Origin of the sequence: Microbacterium sp. NPDC055910, from assembly GCF_042271185.1 — a bacterium.
Taxonomy (GTDB): Bacteria; Actinomycetota; Actinomycetes; order Actinomycetales; family Microbacteriaceae; genus Microbacterium.
Map to the genome: position 1 here is coordinate 1 of NZ_JBHJZS010000027.1, position 14654 is coordinate 14654.

The 14654-nt window shown below is 66.8% G+C and carries 26 protein-coding genes; all 26 read right to left on the bottom strand.

What is annotated here, in order from left to right:
* Positions 1-41: 41 nt before the first annotated feature.
* Positions 42-596, bottom strand: coding sequence for a 50S ribosomal protein L17 (gene rplQ, locus ACFC3F_RS11300; protein ID WP_376129453.1), 555 nt, complete (start codon positions 594-596; stop codon positions 42-44).
* Between the two features lie 31 nt (positions 597-627).
* Entirely contained in the window at positions 628-1617 is a 990-nt protein-coding gene (locus ACFC3F_RS11305) for a DNA-directed RNA polymerase subunit alpha (RefSeq protein ID WP_376129455.1), read from the bottom strand.
* 173 nt (positions 1618-1790) lie between these two features.
* Positions 1791-2189 (bottom strand): 30S ribosomal protein S11, encoded by a 399-nt coding sequence (rpsK, locus tag ACFC3F_RS11310; RefSeq protein ID WP_376129457.1) that lies wholly within the window; start codon positions 2187-2189, stop codon positions 1791-1793.
* 32 nt (positions 2190-2221) lie between these two features.
* A complete protein-coding gene (gene rpsM / locus ACFC3F_RS11315) occupies positions 2222-2596 on the bottom strand; it encodes a 30S ribosomal protein S13 (protein WP_376129460.1) in 375 nt (124 codons plus the stop codon).
* 214 nt (positions 2597-2810) lie between these two features.
* Positions 2811-2927: a 50S ribosomal protein L36 gene (rpmJ, locus tag ACFC3F_RS11320; RefSeq protein ID WP_376129462.1), complete on the bottom strand. Its 117-nt coding sequence runs from the start codon at positions 2925-2927 to the stop codon at positions 2811-2813.
* Between the two features lie 79 nt (positions 2928-3006).
* On the bottom strand, positions 3007-3228 hold the full coding sequence (gene infA, locus ACFC3F_RS11325) for a translation initiation factor IF-1 (RefSeq protein WP_017201569.1): 222 nt from the start codon (positions 3226-3228) through the stop codon (positions 3007-3009).
* Between the two features lie 148 nt (positions 3229-3376).
* Complete coding sequence (locus ACFC3F_RS11330) at positions 3377-4048, bottom strand: DsbA family protein (protein WP_376129465.1); 672 nt, start codon at positions 4046-4048, stop codon at positions 3377-3379.
* 16 nt (positions 4049-4064) lie between these two features.
* Positions 4065-4901 carry a type I methionyl aminopeptidase gene (gene map, locus ACFC3F_RS11335; RefSeq protein WP_376129468.1) on the bottom strand — a complete coding sequence of 279 codons (837 nt, stop codon included), beginning with the start codon at positions 4899-4901 and terminating at the stop codon, positions 4065-4067.
* 1 nt (position 4902) lies between these two features.
* A complete protein-coding gene (locus ACFC3F_RS11340) occupies positions 4903-5505 on the bottom strand; it encodes an adenylate kinase (protein ID WP_376129567.1) in 603 nt (200 codons plus the stop codon).
* Positions 5506-5609: 104 nt separating this feature from the next.
* Entirely contained in the window at positions 5610-6932 is a 1323-nt protein-coding gene (secY, locus tag ACFC3F_RS11345; RefSeq protein WP_376129471.1) for a preprotein translocase subunit SecY, read from the bottom strand.
* 102 nt (positions 6933-7034) lie between these two features.
* Entirely contained in the window at positions 7035-7589 is a 555-nt protein-coding gene (gene rplO, locus ACFC3F_RS11350) for a 50S ribosomal protein L15 (protein ID WP_376129474.1), read from the bottom strand.
* Positions 7589-7774, bottom strand: a complete 186-nt coding sequence (gene rpmD, locus ACFC3F_RS11355; protein WP_045275468.1) for a 50S ribosomal protein L30 — start codon at positions 7772-7774, stop codon at positions 7589-7591. Before rpmD ends, rplO begins: the two co-directional genes overlap by 1 nt.
* A complete protein-coding gene (rpsE, locus tag ACFC3F_RS11360) occupies positions 7774-8466 on the bottom strand; it encodes a 30S ribosomal protein S5 (protein WP_376129476.1) in 693 nt (230 codons plus the stop codon). Before rpsE ends, rpmD begins: the two co-directional genes overlap by 1 nt.
* A complete protein-coding gene (rplR, locus tag ACFC3F_RS11365) occupies positions 8463-8822 on the bottom strand; it encodes a 50S ribosomal protein L18 (RefSeq protein WP_376129479.1) in 360 nt (119 codons plus the stop codon). Before rplR ends, rpsE begins: the two co-directional genes overlap by 4 nt.
* A gap of 2 nt (positions 8823-8824) precedes the next feature.
* The gene (gene rplF, locus ACFC3F_RS11370) at positions 8825-9361 is read right to left on the bottom strand and encodes a 50S ribosomal protein L6 (protein WP_376129482.1); all 537 of its coding nucleotides are present in this window, start codon (positions 9359-9361) and stop codon (positions 8825-8827) included.
* A gap of 6 nt (positions 9362-9367) precedes the next feature.
* Positions 9368-9766, bottom strand: a complete 399-nt coding sequence (gene rpsH / locus ACFC3F_RS11375) for a 30S ribosomal protein S8 (RefSeq protein ID WP_376129485.1) — start codon at positions 9764-9766, stop codon at positions 9368-9370.
* Positions 9767-9907: 141 nt separating this feature from the next.
* On the bottom strand, positions 9908-10498 hold the full coding sequence (rplE, locus tag ACFC3F_RS11380; protein ID WP_376129487.1) for a 50S ribosomal protein L5: 591 nt from the start codon (positions 10496-10498) through the stop codon (positions 9908-9910).
* A gap of 2 nt (positions 10499-10500) precedes the next feature.
* On the bottom strand, positions 10501-10860 hold the full coding sequence (gene rplX, locus ACFC3F_RS11385; protein ID WP_376129489.1) for a 50S ribosomal protein L24: 360 nt from the start codon (positions 10858-10860) through the stop codon (positions 10501-10503).
* Between the two features lie 2 nt (positions 10861-10862).
* Positions 10863-11231: a 50S ribosomal protein L14 gene (rplN, locus tag ACFC3F_RS11390; protein WP_376129491.1), complete on the bottom strand. Its 369-nt coding sequence runs from the start codon at positions 11229-11231 to the stop codon at positions 10863-10865.
* Positions 11228-11554: a 30S ribosomal protein S17 gene (rpsQ, locus tag ACFC3F_RS11395; RefSeq protein WP_376129494.1), complete on the bottom strand. Its 327-nt coding sequence runs from the start codon at positions 11552-11554 to the stop codon at positions 11228-11230. The genes rplN and rpsQ overlap by 4 nt, the downstream gene beginning before the upstream one ends.
* Positions 11554-11868: a 50S ribosomal protein L29 gene (rpmC, locus tag ACFC3F_RS11400; protein WP_159846875.1), complete on the bottom strand. Its 315-nt coding sequence runs from the start codon at positions 11866-11868 to the stop codon at positions 11554-11556. Before rpmC ends, rpsQ begins: the two co-directional genes overlap by 1 nt.
* The gene (rplP, locus tag ACFC3F_RS11405; protein ID WP_376129497.1) at positions 11868-12287 is read right to left on the bottom strand and encodes a 50S ribosomal protein L16; all 420 of its coding nucleotides are present in this window, start codon (positions 12285-12287) and stop codon (positions 11868-11870) included. Before rplP ends, rpmC begins: the two co-directional genes overlap by 1 nt.
* The gene (gene rpsC / locus ACFC3F_RS11410) at positions 12287-13048 is read right to left on the bottom strand and encodes a 30S ribosomal protein S3 (protein ID WP_376129499.1); all 762 of its coding nucleotides are present in this window, start codon (positions 13046-13048) and stop codon (positions 12287-12289) included. The genes rplP and rpsC overlap by 1 nt, the downstream gene beginning before the upstream one ends.
* A complete protein-coding gene (rplV, locus tag ACFC3F_RS11415; RefSeq protein WP_376129501.1) occupies positions 13048-13464 on the bottom strand; it encodes a 50S ribosomal protein L22 in 417 nt (138 codons plus the stop codon). The genes rpsC and rplV overlap by 1 nt, the downstream gene beginning before the upstream one ends.
* A 37-nt stretch (positions 13465-13501) precedes the next feature.
* Complete coding sequence (rpsS, locus tag ACFC3F_RS11420) at positions 13502-13783, bottom strand: 30S ribosomal protein S19 (protein ID WP_248170013.1); 282 nt, start codon at positions 13781-13783, stop codon at positions 13502-13504.
* Between the two features lie 9 nt (positions 13784-13792).
* On the bottom strand, positions 13793-14632 hold the full coding sequence (gene rplB / locus ACFC3F_RS11425) for a 50S ribosomal protein L2 (RefSeq protein WP_376129504.1): 840 nt from the start codon (positions 14630-14632) through the stop codon (positions 13793-13795).
* Positions 14633-14654 lie beyond the last annotated feature (22 nt).

Here is a 14654-nt window from a genome sequence, read left to right on the forward strand (position 1 = left end):
CCCCAGGGGGTGTGCGGGTCTCGTGATGCGACTCGGTCGCGTCAGGCCTTGTCGGCCTCGACGGCGTCTTCGGCAGCAGCTTCGGCGGCGGCGCCCTCTTCGGGCGACTCCGCTCCGGCGTCGGCCGCGGCGTCCTCGGCGGGAGCCTCCTCGGCGACCTCGGCCTCGGCGGCGGGCGCCTCAGCGGCGGGGGCCTCGGCGGCAGCGGACTTCTTCGCCGACTTCGGCTTCTTGGTCACGGGCTCGAGGACGAGCTCGATCACGGCCATGGGTGCGTTGTCGCCCTTGCGGTTGCCGACCTTCGTGATGCGGGTGTAGCCACCCTCACGATCGGCGACGAGCGGTGCGATCTCGGCGAAGAGGACGTGCACGACCTCTTTGTCGCCGATGACCGACAGCACACGACGGCGCGCGTGCAGGTCGCCGCGCTTGGCGAACGTGATGAGGCGCTCCGCGAGCGGACGCAGGCGCTTGGCCTTGGTCTCGGTCGTCTTGATCGACTTGTGCGTGAAGAGCGCGGCGGCGAGGTTCGCAAGCAGCAGACGCTCGTGTGCGGGGCCGCCTCCGAGGCGGGGACCCTTCGTGGGCTTAGGCATTCTCAGTTACTCCAGGGTGAGTGTCGATCGATCAGACGGTTTCGTCTTCGTAGCCGCCGTAGAAGTGCGCGCCGTCGAACCCGGGAACCGAGTCCTTGAGCGACAGTCCGAGCGAGACGAGCTTGTCGCGCACCTCGTCGACCGACTTCTGGCCGAAGTTGCGGATGTTCATGAGCTGGGTCTCCGACAGGGCGACCAGCTCGGACACCGTGTTGATTCCCTCGCGCTTGAGGCAGTTGTACGAGCGGACCGACAGATCCAGGTCCTCGATCGGCATGGACAGCTCGTTCGAGAGGACCGTCTCGACCGGCGCGGGGCCGATCTCGATGCCCTCGGCCTCGACGTTCAGCTCGCGGGCGAGCCCGAACAGCTCGGTCAGCGTGCGACCGGCCGATGCCACCGCGTCACGCGGAGCGATCGACGGCTTCGCCTCGACGTCCAGGACGAGCTTGTCGAAGTCGGTGCGCTCCCCGGCACGCGTCGCGTCGACGCGGTACGAGACCTTCAGCACGGGCGAGTAGATCGAGTCGACCGGGATCTGGCCGGCCTCGGCGTACTCGTTGCGGTTCTGGGTCGCCGAGACGTAGCCGCGACCGCGCTCGATCGTCAGCTCGAGCTCGAACTTCGCGGTGTCGTTCAGCGTCGCGATGACCAGCTCGGGGTTGTGCACCTCGACACCGGCGGGCGCGGAGATGTCGGCGGCCGTGACCTCACCGGCGCCGGTCTTGCGCAGGTAGGCGGTGATGGGCTCGTCGCGCTCGCTCGAGACGACGAGCTGCTTGATGTTGAGGATGATCTCGGTGACATCCTCCTTGACCCCGGGGATGGTGCTGAACTCGTGCAGCACTCCGTCGATGCGGATCGACGTGACGGCGGCGCCGGGGATCGACGAGAGAAGGCTGCGACGCAGCGCGTTGCCGATCGTGTAGCCGAAGCCGGGCTCCAGCGGCTCGATGATGAAGCGGCTGCGGAACTCCCCGATCTTCTCCTCGGTCAGGGTGGGACGCTGTGCAATGAGCACTATGTGTTCCTTTCGATCACGTGCCCGCTATATGACACGTGCGGTGTGTGAGGTGTTGAGTTCTACTCGGGGGATGCCTGGGCCCAGGCATCCGATGTCTCGAAGCGGCCGACGCGCGGCCTACTCGACAACCGGCACGGTGCGAGCAGGCCACGCGCGGCGCGTGAGTGGGATCAGACGCGGCGGCGCTTGGGCGGGCGGCACCCGTTGTGCGCCTGCGGAGTGACGTCCTGGATCGAACCGACCTCGAGACCAGCGGCGGTGAGCGAACGGATCGCCGTCTCGCGACCCGAGCCCGGGCCCTTCACGAAGACGTCGACCTTCTTGACGCCGTGCTCCTGCGCCTGACGGGCAGCAGCCTCGGCCGCCATGCCGGCGGCGTACGGCGTCGACTTGCGCGAGCCCTTGAAGCCCACGCCACCCGACGACGCCCAGCTGATGACGGCGCCCGACGGGTCGGTGATCGAGACGATCGTGTTGTTGAACGTCGACTTGATGTGGGCGTGGCCCAGCGCGATGTTCTTCTTCTCCTTGCGGCGCGGCTTGCGCGCGGCGGACTTGGCCTGTGCCATGTGCGTGTTCTCCTGAACCTTCGGGGCCGCGCTTAGCGCGCCTTCTTCTTGCCGGCGACCGTGCGCTTCGGACCCTTGCGGGTACGCGCGTTCGTCTTCGTGCGCTGCCCGCGCACCGGGAGGCCGCGGCGGTGACGCAGACCCTCGTAGGAGCCGATCTCGACCTTGCGGCGGATGTCGGCGGCCACCTCGCGGCGGAGGTCACCCTCGACCTTGTAGGTGCCCTCGATGTGGTCGCGGAGGGCGATGAGCTGGTCGTCGCTGAGGTCCTTGACGCGGACGTTCTCGTCGATGCCCGTCGCGGTGAGGATCTCGCTCGAGCGGGTACGGCCAACGCCGTAGATGTAGGTAAGGGCGATCACCACGCGCTTATCGCGCGGGATGTCGACGCCGGCAAGACGTGCCATGCGGCTCTCCTAAGGAGTAGGTGGAGGTATGGAGCAGGATCTGTGCTCGGGCCTCCGCCCGAGGTGTCCCCTGCGCCGAAGCGCCGGTTCCGAACCTGCCTGTGTGATGTGTTCAGTTGTGTGTCAGATCTCGATACGCGTCGCCTGCGGCGGCGCTACTCGATCTTGAGTCGAATCGCGTGAGTTCCGCTTCGCGAAAGTCACCCGACTCGACTCAGCCCTGGCGCTGCTTGTGACGTGCGTTCGACTTGCAGATCACCATGACGCGACCGTGGCGACGGATGACCTTGCAGTGGTCGCAGATGGGCTTGACGGAGGGATTGACCTTCATGATTTCCTGTTTCGCTGTCTTCGCCGCGCGCGACCCTTCGACGAGCTCAGGGACGAGCGGGCGTTACTTCTCGACCGGTCTAGCGGTAGCGGTAGACGATGCGGCCGCGCGTGAGGTCGTAGGGCGAAAGCTCTACGACGACGCGGTCCTCGGGGATGATGCGGATGTAGTTCTGTCGCATCTTGCCCGAGATCGTGGCGAGGACCTTGTGTCCGTTGCTGAGCTCGACGCGGAACATCGCGTTGGGCAGAGCCTCGGAGATCACGCCCTCGATCTCGATGACACCGTCTTTCTTCGCCATACGCTCGCTAACACTCGCGGCAGACCGGTCGGTCTGCGGATGGATGGGATTGCGGTTCCCGACACGCCAATAAAGGCGCAAGGCACCAACACTCAAGCATACGTGATAGTGGGGCCGGCGGCAAACCGCGGTGCCGCGGCCCCCGCGATCAGCGCAGCGGCGCGAGGAGGTCGGCCGCGGGGTCGCCCGTCAGGGTGACGAAATCGCCGTTGAGGACGATCGTCGGGGTGCCGGCGCCTCCGCCGGGGCCCTCGGGGATCGAGTTGGTCTGCTTCCGCACGAAGTCGACGTACTCGCGCTCTTCGACGCACGTGTCGATGCCCGTCGCTCCGGCCTTCTCGGCTTCGGAGATCAGCTGCTCGTCGGTGAGCCCTCCACCCGTGGGGCCTGCGCCGAAGACGGCCTGCATGAAGGGGTAGGACGCGTCCGGTGCGGCCTCGGCGACGCAGTACATGGCGTTCGCCGAACGCTCCGAGAAGTCCGTTCCCGATGCGGCGTTGAGGTTCGCGAGCGCGACCGGGAAGAGGTTCGCGGTGATCGTGCCCTCGTCGAGCAGATCGTCGACCGTCGGGCCGTACGTCTTCTCGAAGTTCTGGCAGTGCGAGCAGTAGAAGTCGAACCACACATCGAGCTCGTCGGATCCGGTGCCGACCTGGATGGCGCCGGTCTCGGAGTTGATGCCCGAGCTCTCCGGCCGGGGACCCGGGGCGTTCGCGGTGTTGTTCATCCAGACGACCAGCACCGTCACGAGGATGAGCGCCACGACGACGCCGATGCTGATCCAGATCGCGAACGGGTTGACCTTGCGTGCCTGTGCCATGACTTCCTCTCCGGCCTCAGCCGATGGGTCGGGGGGTGATGCCGAATGGCGCGAGTCCCTCCGCGCCGCCGTCGGGTGCCGTCAGCACCCAGATGCCGTCGTCGTGCACCGCGACGCTGTGCTCCCAGTGCGAACCGGCGGTTCCGTCGAGGGTCGACACCGTCCAGCCGTCATCTTCGATGAAGGTCTCCTGGTCGCCGATGACGACCATGGGCTCGATCGCGAGCACGAGTCCGGGGCGGACTTCGGGCCCGGGGTCGGAGACCCGGTAGTTGAACACCGACGGCGACTCGTGCATCTTCCGGCCGATGCCGTGCCCGACGTAATCGCGCAGGATGCCGTACCCGCCCTCGGGAGCGTTCGCCTCGATGTGGTCCTCGATCGCGGCGCCGATCTCACCGAGGTGCTTCGCTCCCGCGAGCGCGGCGATGCCGGCCCACAGCGACCCCTGCGTGACGTCGGACAGCCGCTGCCGCGCGGCGACGACGTCGGGTCGCGAGGGGTCGGGCAGCACGACGCTGAATGCGGAGTCGCCGTTCCAACCGCGGAACTGCGCGCCCGCGTCGACGGACAGGATGTCACCGGGCTGCAGAACGCGCTCGCCCGGGATGCCGTGCACGACCTCTTCGTTGACCGAGGCGCAGATCGTGTGGCGATAGCCCCGCACGAGCTGGAAGTTCGATTCCGCGCCGCGCTCGGTGATCGCAGCGGATGCCGCGGCATCCAGCTCGGCGGTCGTGACACCGGGTGCCACGAGCGCGCGAACGGCGTCGAGCGCAGCCGCCGTGATGCGACCGGGCTCGATCATCGCCCGCAGCTGGGCGGGCGTCTTGTAGATGGAGCGGCGCAGCACGTCAGGAAGCGGTCGGGACGATCCCGCGGGCGCGGAGCGCGCCGATGACGCGTGCCGTCACCTCGTCGAGCGAGCCGACGCCGTCGATCGAGTCGACGATGCCCCGGTCGCGGTAGACCTCGAGGATCGGTGCCGTCTCGCGCTCATAGATCGCCAGGCGGTTCTCGATGACCTCTTCCGTGTCATCCGTGCGGCCCTGTTCGAGCGCGCGACGGCGCAGGCGATCGACGCTCACGGCGCGCGCCACGCCCAGTTCGAGCACGGCGGTCAGCGGCTCGTCACGCGTGACGAGGTACTCGTCGAGCATGCCGAGCTGGCCGAGGTTGCGCGGAAATCCGTCGAGCAGGAAGCCGGTCGCCGCGTCGGGCTCACCCAGACGATCGCGCACGACCTCGAAGGTCAGCGCGTCGGACACCAGATCCCCCGCCTCGATGACGGCCTTCACCTGGCGACCGAGGTCGGTCTCGTCCTTGATGTTCTGACGGAAGACGTCACCGGTCGAGATCGCGGCGATGCCGAACAGCTCAGCGATGCGCGCGGCCTGCGTGCCCTTTCCCGAGCCCTGCGGACCCACCAGCACGAGTCGCGCCGGCTGAAGCGGCACCTCTTCGCCGCGGCGGTGCGCCGCGCCTTCGCGGTGCTGCTCGTGCTCGCCGAACGCGAGGTGTCCCTCGTGGCGGTCGTGGTGGGGGTGCTGAGGCGTGTTCGTCAACGGAGGAGCCCTTCGTAGTGACGCTGCTGGAGCTGAGCATCGATGTCCTTCACCGTCGCCAGTCCGACGCCGACGATGATGAGGATCGATGCGCCGCCGAACGGGAAGTTCTGGTTCGCGCCGACCGTCGACAGGGCGACAAGCGGAATGAGGGCGATGAGACCGAGGTACATCGAGCCGGGCGCGGTGATGCGCGTGAGCACGTAGTCCAGGTATTCGGCGGTCGGACGCCCGGCACGGATGCCGGGGATGAACCCGCCGTACTTCTTCATGTTGTCGGCGACCTCGACGGGGTTGAACGTGATCGCGACGTAGAAGTACGTGAAGCCGACGATGAGCAGGAAGTACAGCGCCATGTAGAGCGGGTGGTCGCCCGTGACGAGGTACTGCTGGATCCAGGTCACCCATGCCGGAACCTCTTCGCCCGGCTGCGGCTGGTTGAACTGCGCGATGAGCGCGGGGATGTACAGCAGCGACGAGGCGAAGATGACCGGCACGACGCCGGCCTGGTTGACCTTGATCGGGATGTACGTGTTCGTGCCGCCGTACGTGCGGCGCCCGACCATGCGCTTGGCGTACTGGACGGGGATGCGGCGCTGCGACTGCTCGACGTAGACGACGAGCGCCATGACGAGGATGCCGACGGCCAGCACGAGCAGGAAGACCTCGAAGCCACGCGCCTGTGCGATGGCCCACAGCGAACCGGGGAAGGTCGCCGCGATCGAGACGAAGATGAGCAGCGACATGCCGTTGCCGATGCCGCGCTCGGTGACGAGCTCGGCGAACCACATGATGAGGCCGGTGCCGGCGGTCATCGTGATGATCATGAGCAGCTGGGCCCACCACACGTCGTTCGTCAGCAGCTGCTCGCACTCGGGGATGCCGGTGAACCCGAACAGCTGACCGCTGCGAGCCACGGTGACGAGAGTCGTCGACTGCAGCAGCGCGAGGGCGATCGTGAGGTAGCGGGTGTACTGCGTGAGCTTCGCCTGGCCCGCCTGGCCCTCCTTGTGGAGCGCCTCGAAGTGCGGGATGACGACGCGCAGGAGCTGCGTGATGATCGTCGCGGTGATGTAGGGCATGACGCCCAGCGCGAAGATCGACAGCTGCAGCAGGGCGCCGCCCGAGAACAGGTTCACGAGCGAGAGGAGGCCCTCGGTCCCCGCCGAATCTCTCAGGCAGGACTGCACGTTCGGGAAGTCCACGAACGGAGTCGGCACGTGCGCGCCGAGCCGATAGATGGCGATGATCGCGAGCGTGAAGGCGATCTTCCGCCGCAGGTCGGGTGTACGGAAGATCCGCGCAATGGCGCTGAACAAGACGATGCCTCCAGGGGGGATGCCGGTGCGCTCGCAGCGCACACGAAACCCAGGTTAGCCCAGAGAGGGCCGGAGGATGTCCTCCGGCCCTCTCCGTGCGTGTTACTTGACGGTGCCGCCTGCCGCGACGATCTTCTGCTCGGCGGAACCCGAGACCTTGTCGACGGACACGGTGAGCTTGACCGAGATGTCGCCGGTGCCGAGCACCTTGACCTTCTCGTTCTTGCGGACGGCTCCCTTTGCGACGAGGTCGCTCACGGTGACGTCTCCACCGGACGGGTAGAGTTCGGCGAGCTTCTCGAGGTTCACGACCTGGTACTCGACGCGGAACGGGTTCTTGAACCCGCGCAGCTTCGGCGTACGCATGTGCAGCGGCATCTGGCCGCCCTCGAAGCCGACCCGCACGGTGTTGCGGGCCTTCGTGCCCTTGGTGCCGCGACCGGCCGTCTTGCCCTTCGAGCCCTCACCGCGACCGACACGGGTCTTGGCGGTGTGGGCGCCCGGGACGGGACGCAGGTGGTGCACCTTGAGGACGCCGGGCCGGGATGCCGGGGCATCCTTCTTCGGCGCGGCCTTGGTGGCGGCCGGCTTCTTGGCGGCAGCCTTCTTGGGCGCGGCCGTGACGGCCTCGTCCTTCTTCTCGGCCTTCTCAGCCATTAGTCGATCTCCTCAACCTTCACGAGGTGGGCGACGGTCTTGACGTAACCGCGCGTCTGCGCGTCGTCCGGACGGACGACCGAGTCGCCGATCCGCTTGAGACCGAGCGAACGCAGCGTGTCGCGCTGGTTCTGCTTCTCGCTCACCTTGGACTTGACCTGTGTGACCTTCAGACGTTCGGCCATCATGAACCTGCCTTCGCTGCCTCAGCGGCCTTGGCCTCGTTGCGGAGCAGGATCGCCGGTGCAACCTGGTCGTAGTCCAGGCCACGGCGCGCGGCGACCGCACGGGGCTCCTCGAGCATCTTCAGCGCCGTGACCGTCGCGTGCACGATGTTGATCGTGTTCGACGAGCCGAGCGACTTCGAGAGGACATCGTGGATGCCGGCGCACTCGAGCACGGCGCGGACGGGACCACCGGCGATGACACCGGTACCCGCGGCGGCGGGGCGAAGCAGCACGACGCCTGCGGCGGTCTCACCCTGCACGGGGTGCGGGATGGTCTTGCCGACGCGGGGCACGCGGAAGAAGTTGCGCTTGGCCTCTTCGACACCCTTCGAGATGGCCAGGGGCACTTCGCGGGCCTTGCCGTAGCCGACGCCCACGAGACCGTTGCCGTCACCCACGACGACGAGCGCCGTGAAGCTGAAGCGACGGCCGCCCTTGACGACCTTCGACACGCGGTTGATGGTGACGACGCGCTCGAGGAACTGGCTCTCGTTGCGGTCGCGACCACGGTCGCGCTGGTTCTGGTTGCGCTCACGTCCGCCGCGGCGCGGCTCGCGCTCGCGCTCGGCGGGCGCCTCCGTGGCGGGTGCCTCGGTGGCCGCAGCCGGCTCAGCGGTCGTGGTCACTTCGTTCTCCTTGTTCTCACTCACAGGTTCAGACCTCCCTCGCGGGCGCCGTCGGCGATCGCCGCGACCCGGCCCGCGTAGCGGTTGCCACCGCGGTCGAACACGACGTCTTCGACGCCGGCGGCCTTCGCACGCTCGGCGACGAGCTCGCCGACCTTGCGCGCCTTGGCGGTCTTGTCACCGTCGAACGAACGCAGATCGGTCTCCAGCGTCGACGCCGAGGCCACGGTGTGACCCTGGCTGTCGTCGACGAGCTGGACGAACACGTGACGCGAGGAACGCGTGACCACGAGGCGGGGACGCTCGGCAGTGCCGACGACCTTCTTGCGAAGGCGGGCGTGACGACGCGCGCGGGCGTCGGACTTCGACTTCACAGCCATGCTTACTTACCAGCCTTTCCGGCCTTGCGGCGGACGACCTCGCCCGCGTAACGCACACCCTTGCCCTTGTAGGGCTCGGGCTTGCGGATCTTGCGGATGTTCGCAGCCGCCTCACCGACGGCCTGCTTGTCGATGCCGGTCACGGTGACCTTGTTGTTGCCCTCGACCGAGAACGTGATCCCGGTGGGCGGGTCGACGAGCACGGGGTGCGAGAAGCCGAGTGCGAACTCGAGCGAGCTGCCCTTCTGCGCGACGCGGTAGCCCGTGCCGACGACTTCGAGGCCCTTCGAGTAGCCCTGCGTGACACCGATGATGTTGTTGTTGATCAGGGTGCGGGTCAGGCCGTGCAGCGAGCGCGATTCGCGCTCGTCGTCGGGCCGGGTCACGATGACCTGGTTCTCCTCGACCTTGACCTCGAGGGGGCGAGCCACGGCGAGCGTCAGCTCGCCCTTGGGGCCCTTGACGGTGACGTCCTGACCGGAGACCGAGACGGTCACGCCGGCGGGGATGTCGATGGGAAGGCGTCCGATACGCGACATGTCAGATCACCACACGTAGGCGAGAACTTCCCCGCCCACGCCCTTCTGCTCGGCCTGACGGTCCGTGAGAAGACCGGAGGAGGTGGACAGGATCGCGACGCCGAGACCACCGAGCACGGTGGGCAGCTCGGTCGAGCGTGCGTACACGCGCAGACCGGGCTTGGAGACGCGCTTGATGCCGGCGATCGACCGCTCGCGGTTGGGGCCGTACTTCAGCGAGATGGTGAGGGTCTGGCCGACGCGTGCGTCGCTGATCTCCCACCCCGCGATGTAGCCCTCTTTCGTGAGGATCTCGGCGATGTTCGTCTTGAGCTTCGAGTTGGGCATGGCCACGGAGTCGTGGTGTGCCGAGTTCGCGTTGCGCAGACGGGTCAGCATGTCTGCGACCGGGTCTGTCATCGTCATGGTTGTTTTCCTTTGTTCATGAGGTTTCGACACACCGTTACACGCCGGCCGACCTTCGATGATTCAGCAGTATTCAGTTGTGGGAACGGATGCCGCGGGCAGGCGCCGTGCGCCGTGCGCCGAACCCGCGGCATCCGAAGATCAGGCCTGTGCGTTCTCGGTGCGGAACGGGAAGCCGAGGTGGCGCAGGAGTGCGCGGCCCTCGTCGTCCGTCTTCGCATCGGTGACGATCGTGATGTCGAAGCCGCGCACGCGATCGATCCGGTCCTGGTCGATCTCGTGGAACACGGACTGCTCCTGGAGACCGAACGTGTAGTTGCCGTGACCGTCGAACTGCTGGGGCGAAAGCCCGCGGAAGTCGCGGATACGCGGCAGCGCGAGGTTCACGAGGCGGTCGAGGAACTCCCACGCACGGTCACCGCGGAGGGTGACGTGTGCGCCGATGGGCTGGCCCTCGCGCAGCTTGAACTGAGCGATCGACTTGCGTGCCTTCGTGACGATCGGCTTCTGGCCGGTGATCTGGACGAGGTCCGAGACCGCGCCGTCGATCACCTTGCTGTCGCGCGCGGCTTCGCCGACGCCCGTGTTCACGACGATCTTCACGAGACCGGGGATCTGCATGACGTTCGCGTAGCCGAACTCTTCCTGCAGCTGCTTCTTGATCTCGTTCCGGTACTTCTGCTTCAGGCGGGGCTGGATCTTGCCAGCCTCCACGGCAGTGGCGTTGCTCATGTTCAGAGGTCCTTGCCTGACTTCTTCGCGTAACGCACGCGGACGGTGCGCTTGACGCCGTCCTTCGTCTGCTCCTCGACGCGGTGACCGACGCGGGTCGGCTTCTTGCTCGAGGGGTCGACGAGTGCGACGTTGGAGATGTGGATCGGGGCTTCCATCGTCTCGATGCCGCCCGTCTTGGCTCCGCGCTGGGTCTGGCCCACGCGGGTGTGCTTGGTGACGTAGTTCACGCCCTCGACGATGACGCGGTTCTGCTCGGACAGGATCTCGAGGACCTTGCCCTGCTTGCCGCGGTCGCCGCCGCGTTCGGGCTTGGCGCCCGTGATGACCTGAACCAGGTCGCCCTTCTTGATCTTCGCCATGATCAAATGACCTCCGGGGCGAGCGAGACGATCTTCATGAACTTCTTGTCACGAAGCTCACGACCGACCGGTCCGAAGATGCGGGTGCCGCGAGGCTCCCCGTCGCTCTTCAGGATGACGGCGGCGTTCTCGTCGAACTTGATGTAGGAACCGTCGGGACGACGGGTGGACTTGACGGTGCGGACGACGACAGCCTTGACGATGTCGCCCTTCTTGACGTTTCCGCCGGGGATCGCGTCCTTGACCGTCGCGACGATGATGTCGCCCACGCCGGCGTAGCGACGTGCGGAGCCGCCGAGCACGCGGATGGTGAGCAGCTCCTTCGCGCCGGTGTTGTCGGCGACCTTGATGCGGGATTCGTTCTGAATCACTTGGCCTTCTCCAGAATCTCCACGAGGCGCCAGCGCTTGGTGGCGCTCAGCGGGCGGGTCTCGTTGATGACGACCAGGTCGCCGATGCCGGCGGTGTTGCCCTCATCGTGTGCCTTGACCTTGGACGTGCGACGGATGACCTTGCCGTAGAGGGGGTGCTTCACGCGGTCCTCGACCTCGACGACGATCGTCTTGTCCATCTTGTCGCTCACGACGTAGCCGCGGCGCGACTTGCGGTAACCGCGGGCGTCCACGTCGCGCACGTCGTGCTCAGCCGATTCGTGACCGGTCACGACGGCTTCTTCAGCCTTCTTGGTGGCCATCACTCAGCCTCTTCCTTCGTCGCCTCGTCAGCGGCATCCGCCTTCTTGGCCTTGGTCTTCTTCGCCTTCGTCGCCGTCTCCAGCGGTGCGGGCGTGGCACGGATGCCGAGCTCGCGCTCACGGATGACGGTGTAGAGCCGCGCGATGTCGCGCTTGACCGCACGGATGCGGCCGTGGCTCTCGAGCTGGCCGGTGGCCGACTGGAAGCGCAGGTTGAACAGCTCTTCCTTGGCCTTGCGCAGCTCTTCGACCAGGCGCTGGTCTTCGAACGTGTCGAGCTCGCTCGGGGCGAGCGTCTTGGTGCCGATCGCCATTACGCGTCGCCCTCCTCGCGCTTGATGATGCGTGCCTTGAGCGGCAGCTTGTGGATTGCCCGGGTGAGGGCTTCGCGAGCGAGTTCCTCGCTGACACCGGCGACCTCGAAGAGGACGCGGCCCGGCTTGACGTTCGCGACCCACCATTCCGGCGAGCCCTTACCCGAACCCATGCGGGTCTCGGCGGGCTTCTTGGTGAGCGGGCGGTCGGGGTAGATGTTGATCCACACCTTGCCGCCACGCTTGATGTGACGGGTCATCGCGATACGAGCGGACTCGATCTGACGGTTCGTCACGTACGCGGGCGTGAGCGCCTGGATGCCGAACTCACCGAACGACACCTTGGTGCCGCCGGAGGCCTGGCCGGAGCGACCCGGGTGGTGCTGCTTGCGGTACTTGACCTTGCGGGGAATAAGCATCAGGCAGACGCTCCTTCTGCGACGGGGGCCTCGTTGCGGGGGCCACGGCGACGGTCGCCGCCACGGTCGTCACGACCGCGGGGTGCCTTCGGCGCATTCGCCTGCTCGCGCGCGAGTTCCTTGTTGGTGAGGTCGCCCTTGTAGATCCAGACCTTCACGCCGATGCGGCCGAAGGTGGTCTTGGCCTCGTAGAAGCCGTAGTCGATGTTCGCGCGGAGCGTGTGCAGCGGCACACGGCCTTCGCGGTAGAACTCCGAACGGCTCATCTCGGCGCCGCCGAGGCGGCCCGACACCTGGATGCGGACACCCTTGGCGCCGGCGCGCTGCGCGCCCTGCAGACCCTTGCGCATCGCGCGGCGGAACGCCACGCGAGCGGAGAGCTGCTCGGCCACGCCCTGGGCGACCAGCTGCGCGTCGGCCTCGGGGTTCTTGACCTCGAGGATGTTGAGCTGGATCTGCTTGCCGGTGAGCTTCTCGAGGTCGGCGCGGATGCGCTCGGCCTCGGCGCCGCGGCGGCCGATCACGATGCCCGGGCGGGCGGTGTGGATGTCGACGCGAACGCGGTCACGCGTGCGCTCGATCTCGATGTTGCTGACGCCCGCGCGGTCGAGGTTCTTCTGCAGCAGCTTGCGGATCTTGATGTCCTCGGCCACGTAGTCCGCGTAGCGCTGGCCGGGCTTCGTCGAGTCGGAAAACCAGCGCGACACGTGGTCGGTGGTGATCCCGAGGCGGAAGCCGTACGGGTTGACTTTCTGGCCCATTACTTGCTCGCCTTCTTCTTACCGGTCGTTGAGCTTGTCGACGCTGCCGGAGCCGCGTCTGCGACCTCGGGCGTGGAGAGCACGACCGTGATGTGGCTCGTGCGCTTCTTGATCTGGAAAGCGCGACCCTGAGCGCGGGGCTGGAAACGCTTGAGCGTCGTGCCCTCGTCGACGTACGCGTTGGCCACGTACAGGTCCTGCTCGTCCAGGAACTCGCCGTCCTTGTCCGCCTTCACGCGAGCATTCGCGATGGCAGCGGCGACGAGCTTGTAGATCGGCTCACTGGCGCCCTGCGGAGCGAACTTCAGGATGGCCAAGGCCTCCTGAGCCTGCTTGCCCTTGATGAGAGCGACGACACGGCGAGCCTTCTGAGGGGTCACGCGGATGTGCTTCACGCGTGCGATGGAATCCACCATTGCTTCTCCTCCTAATCTCTGTCGAGAGCGCCCCGCGTCAGCGGCGGCGACCCTTCTTGTCGTCCTTCTCGTGGCCGCGGAAGGTGCGGGTAGGCGCGAATTCGCCCAGTTTGTGACCGACCATGGTCTCGCTCACGAACACAGGGATGTGCTTGCGACCGTCGTGCACGGCGATCGTGTGACCCAGCATGGCCGGGATGATCATCGAGCGACGGGACCAGGTCTTGATGACGTTCTTGGAACCGGCTTCGTTCTGGGAGACGACCTTGCGAAGCAGGTGCTCGTCGACGAAGGGGCCCTTCTTAAGGCTGCGAGGCATCCTCTACTCCTACTTGCGCTTCTTGCCGGCGTTGCGACGGCGGACGATGTACTTGTCGCTCTCCTTGTTGGGGTGGCGGGTGCGACCCTCTGCCTGACCCCAGGGGGAGACGGGGTGGCGTCCACCGGACGTCTTGCCCTCGCCACCACCGTGCGGGTGGTCGACCGGGTTCATCGCGACACCGCGGACGGTCGGGCGGATGCCCTTCCAGCGGTTGCGGCCGGCCTTGCCCCAGTTGATGTTCGACTGCTCGGCGTTGCCGACCTCGCCGATCGTCGCACGGCAGCGCGCGTCGACGTTGCGGATCTCGCCCGACGGCAGACGAAGCTGCGCGTAGGGGCCGTCCTTGGCGACGAGACGCACCGACACACCGGCCGAACGCGCCATCTTCGCGCCGCCGCCGGGGCGGAGCTCGATCGCGTGGATCACGGTACCGGTGGGGATGTTGCGCAGCGGCAGGTTGTTGCCGGGCTTGATGTCGGCGCCGGCACCCGACTCGACGATGTCGCCCTGCTTCAGCTTGTTCGGCGCGAGGATGTAGCGCTTCTCGCCGTCGAAGTAGTGCAGCAGCGCGATGCGCGCGGTGCGGTTGGGGTCGTACTCGATGTGAGCGACCTTGGCGTTGACGCCGTCCTTGTCGTTGCGACGGAAGTCGATCAGTCGGTACTGGCGCTTGTGGCCGCCACCGATGTGACGCGTCGTGATGCGGCCCTGGTTGTTGCGGCCACCGGTCTTGCTCAGCGGGCGAAGGAGCGACTTCTCAGGCGTCGATCGGGTGATCTCGGCGAAGTCAGCCACCGACGAGCCGCGGCGACCCGGGGTCGTGGGCTTGTACTTGCGAATAGCCATTGTTCTCTAGTCCTCTATCCCG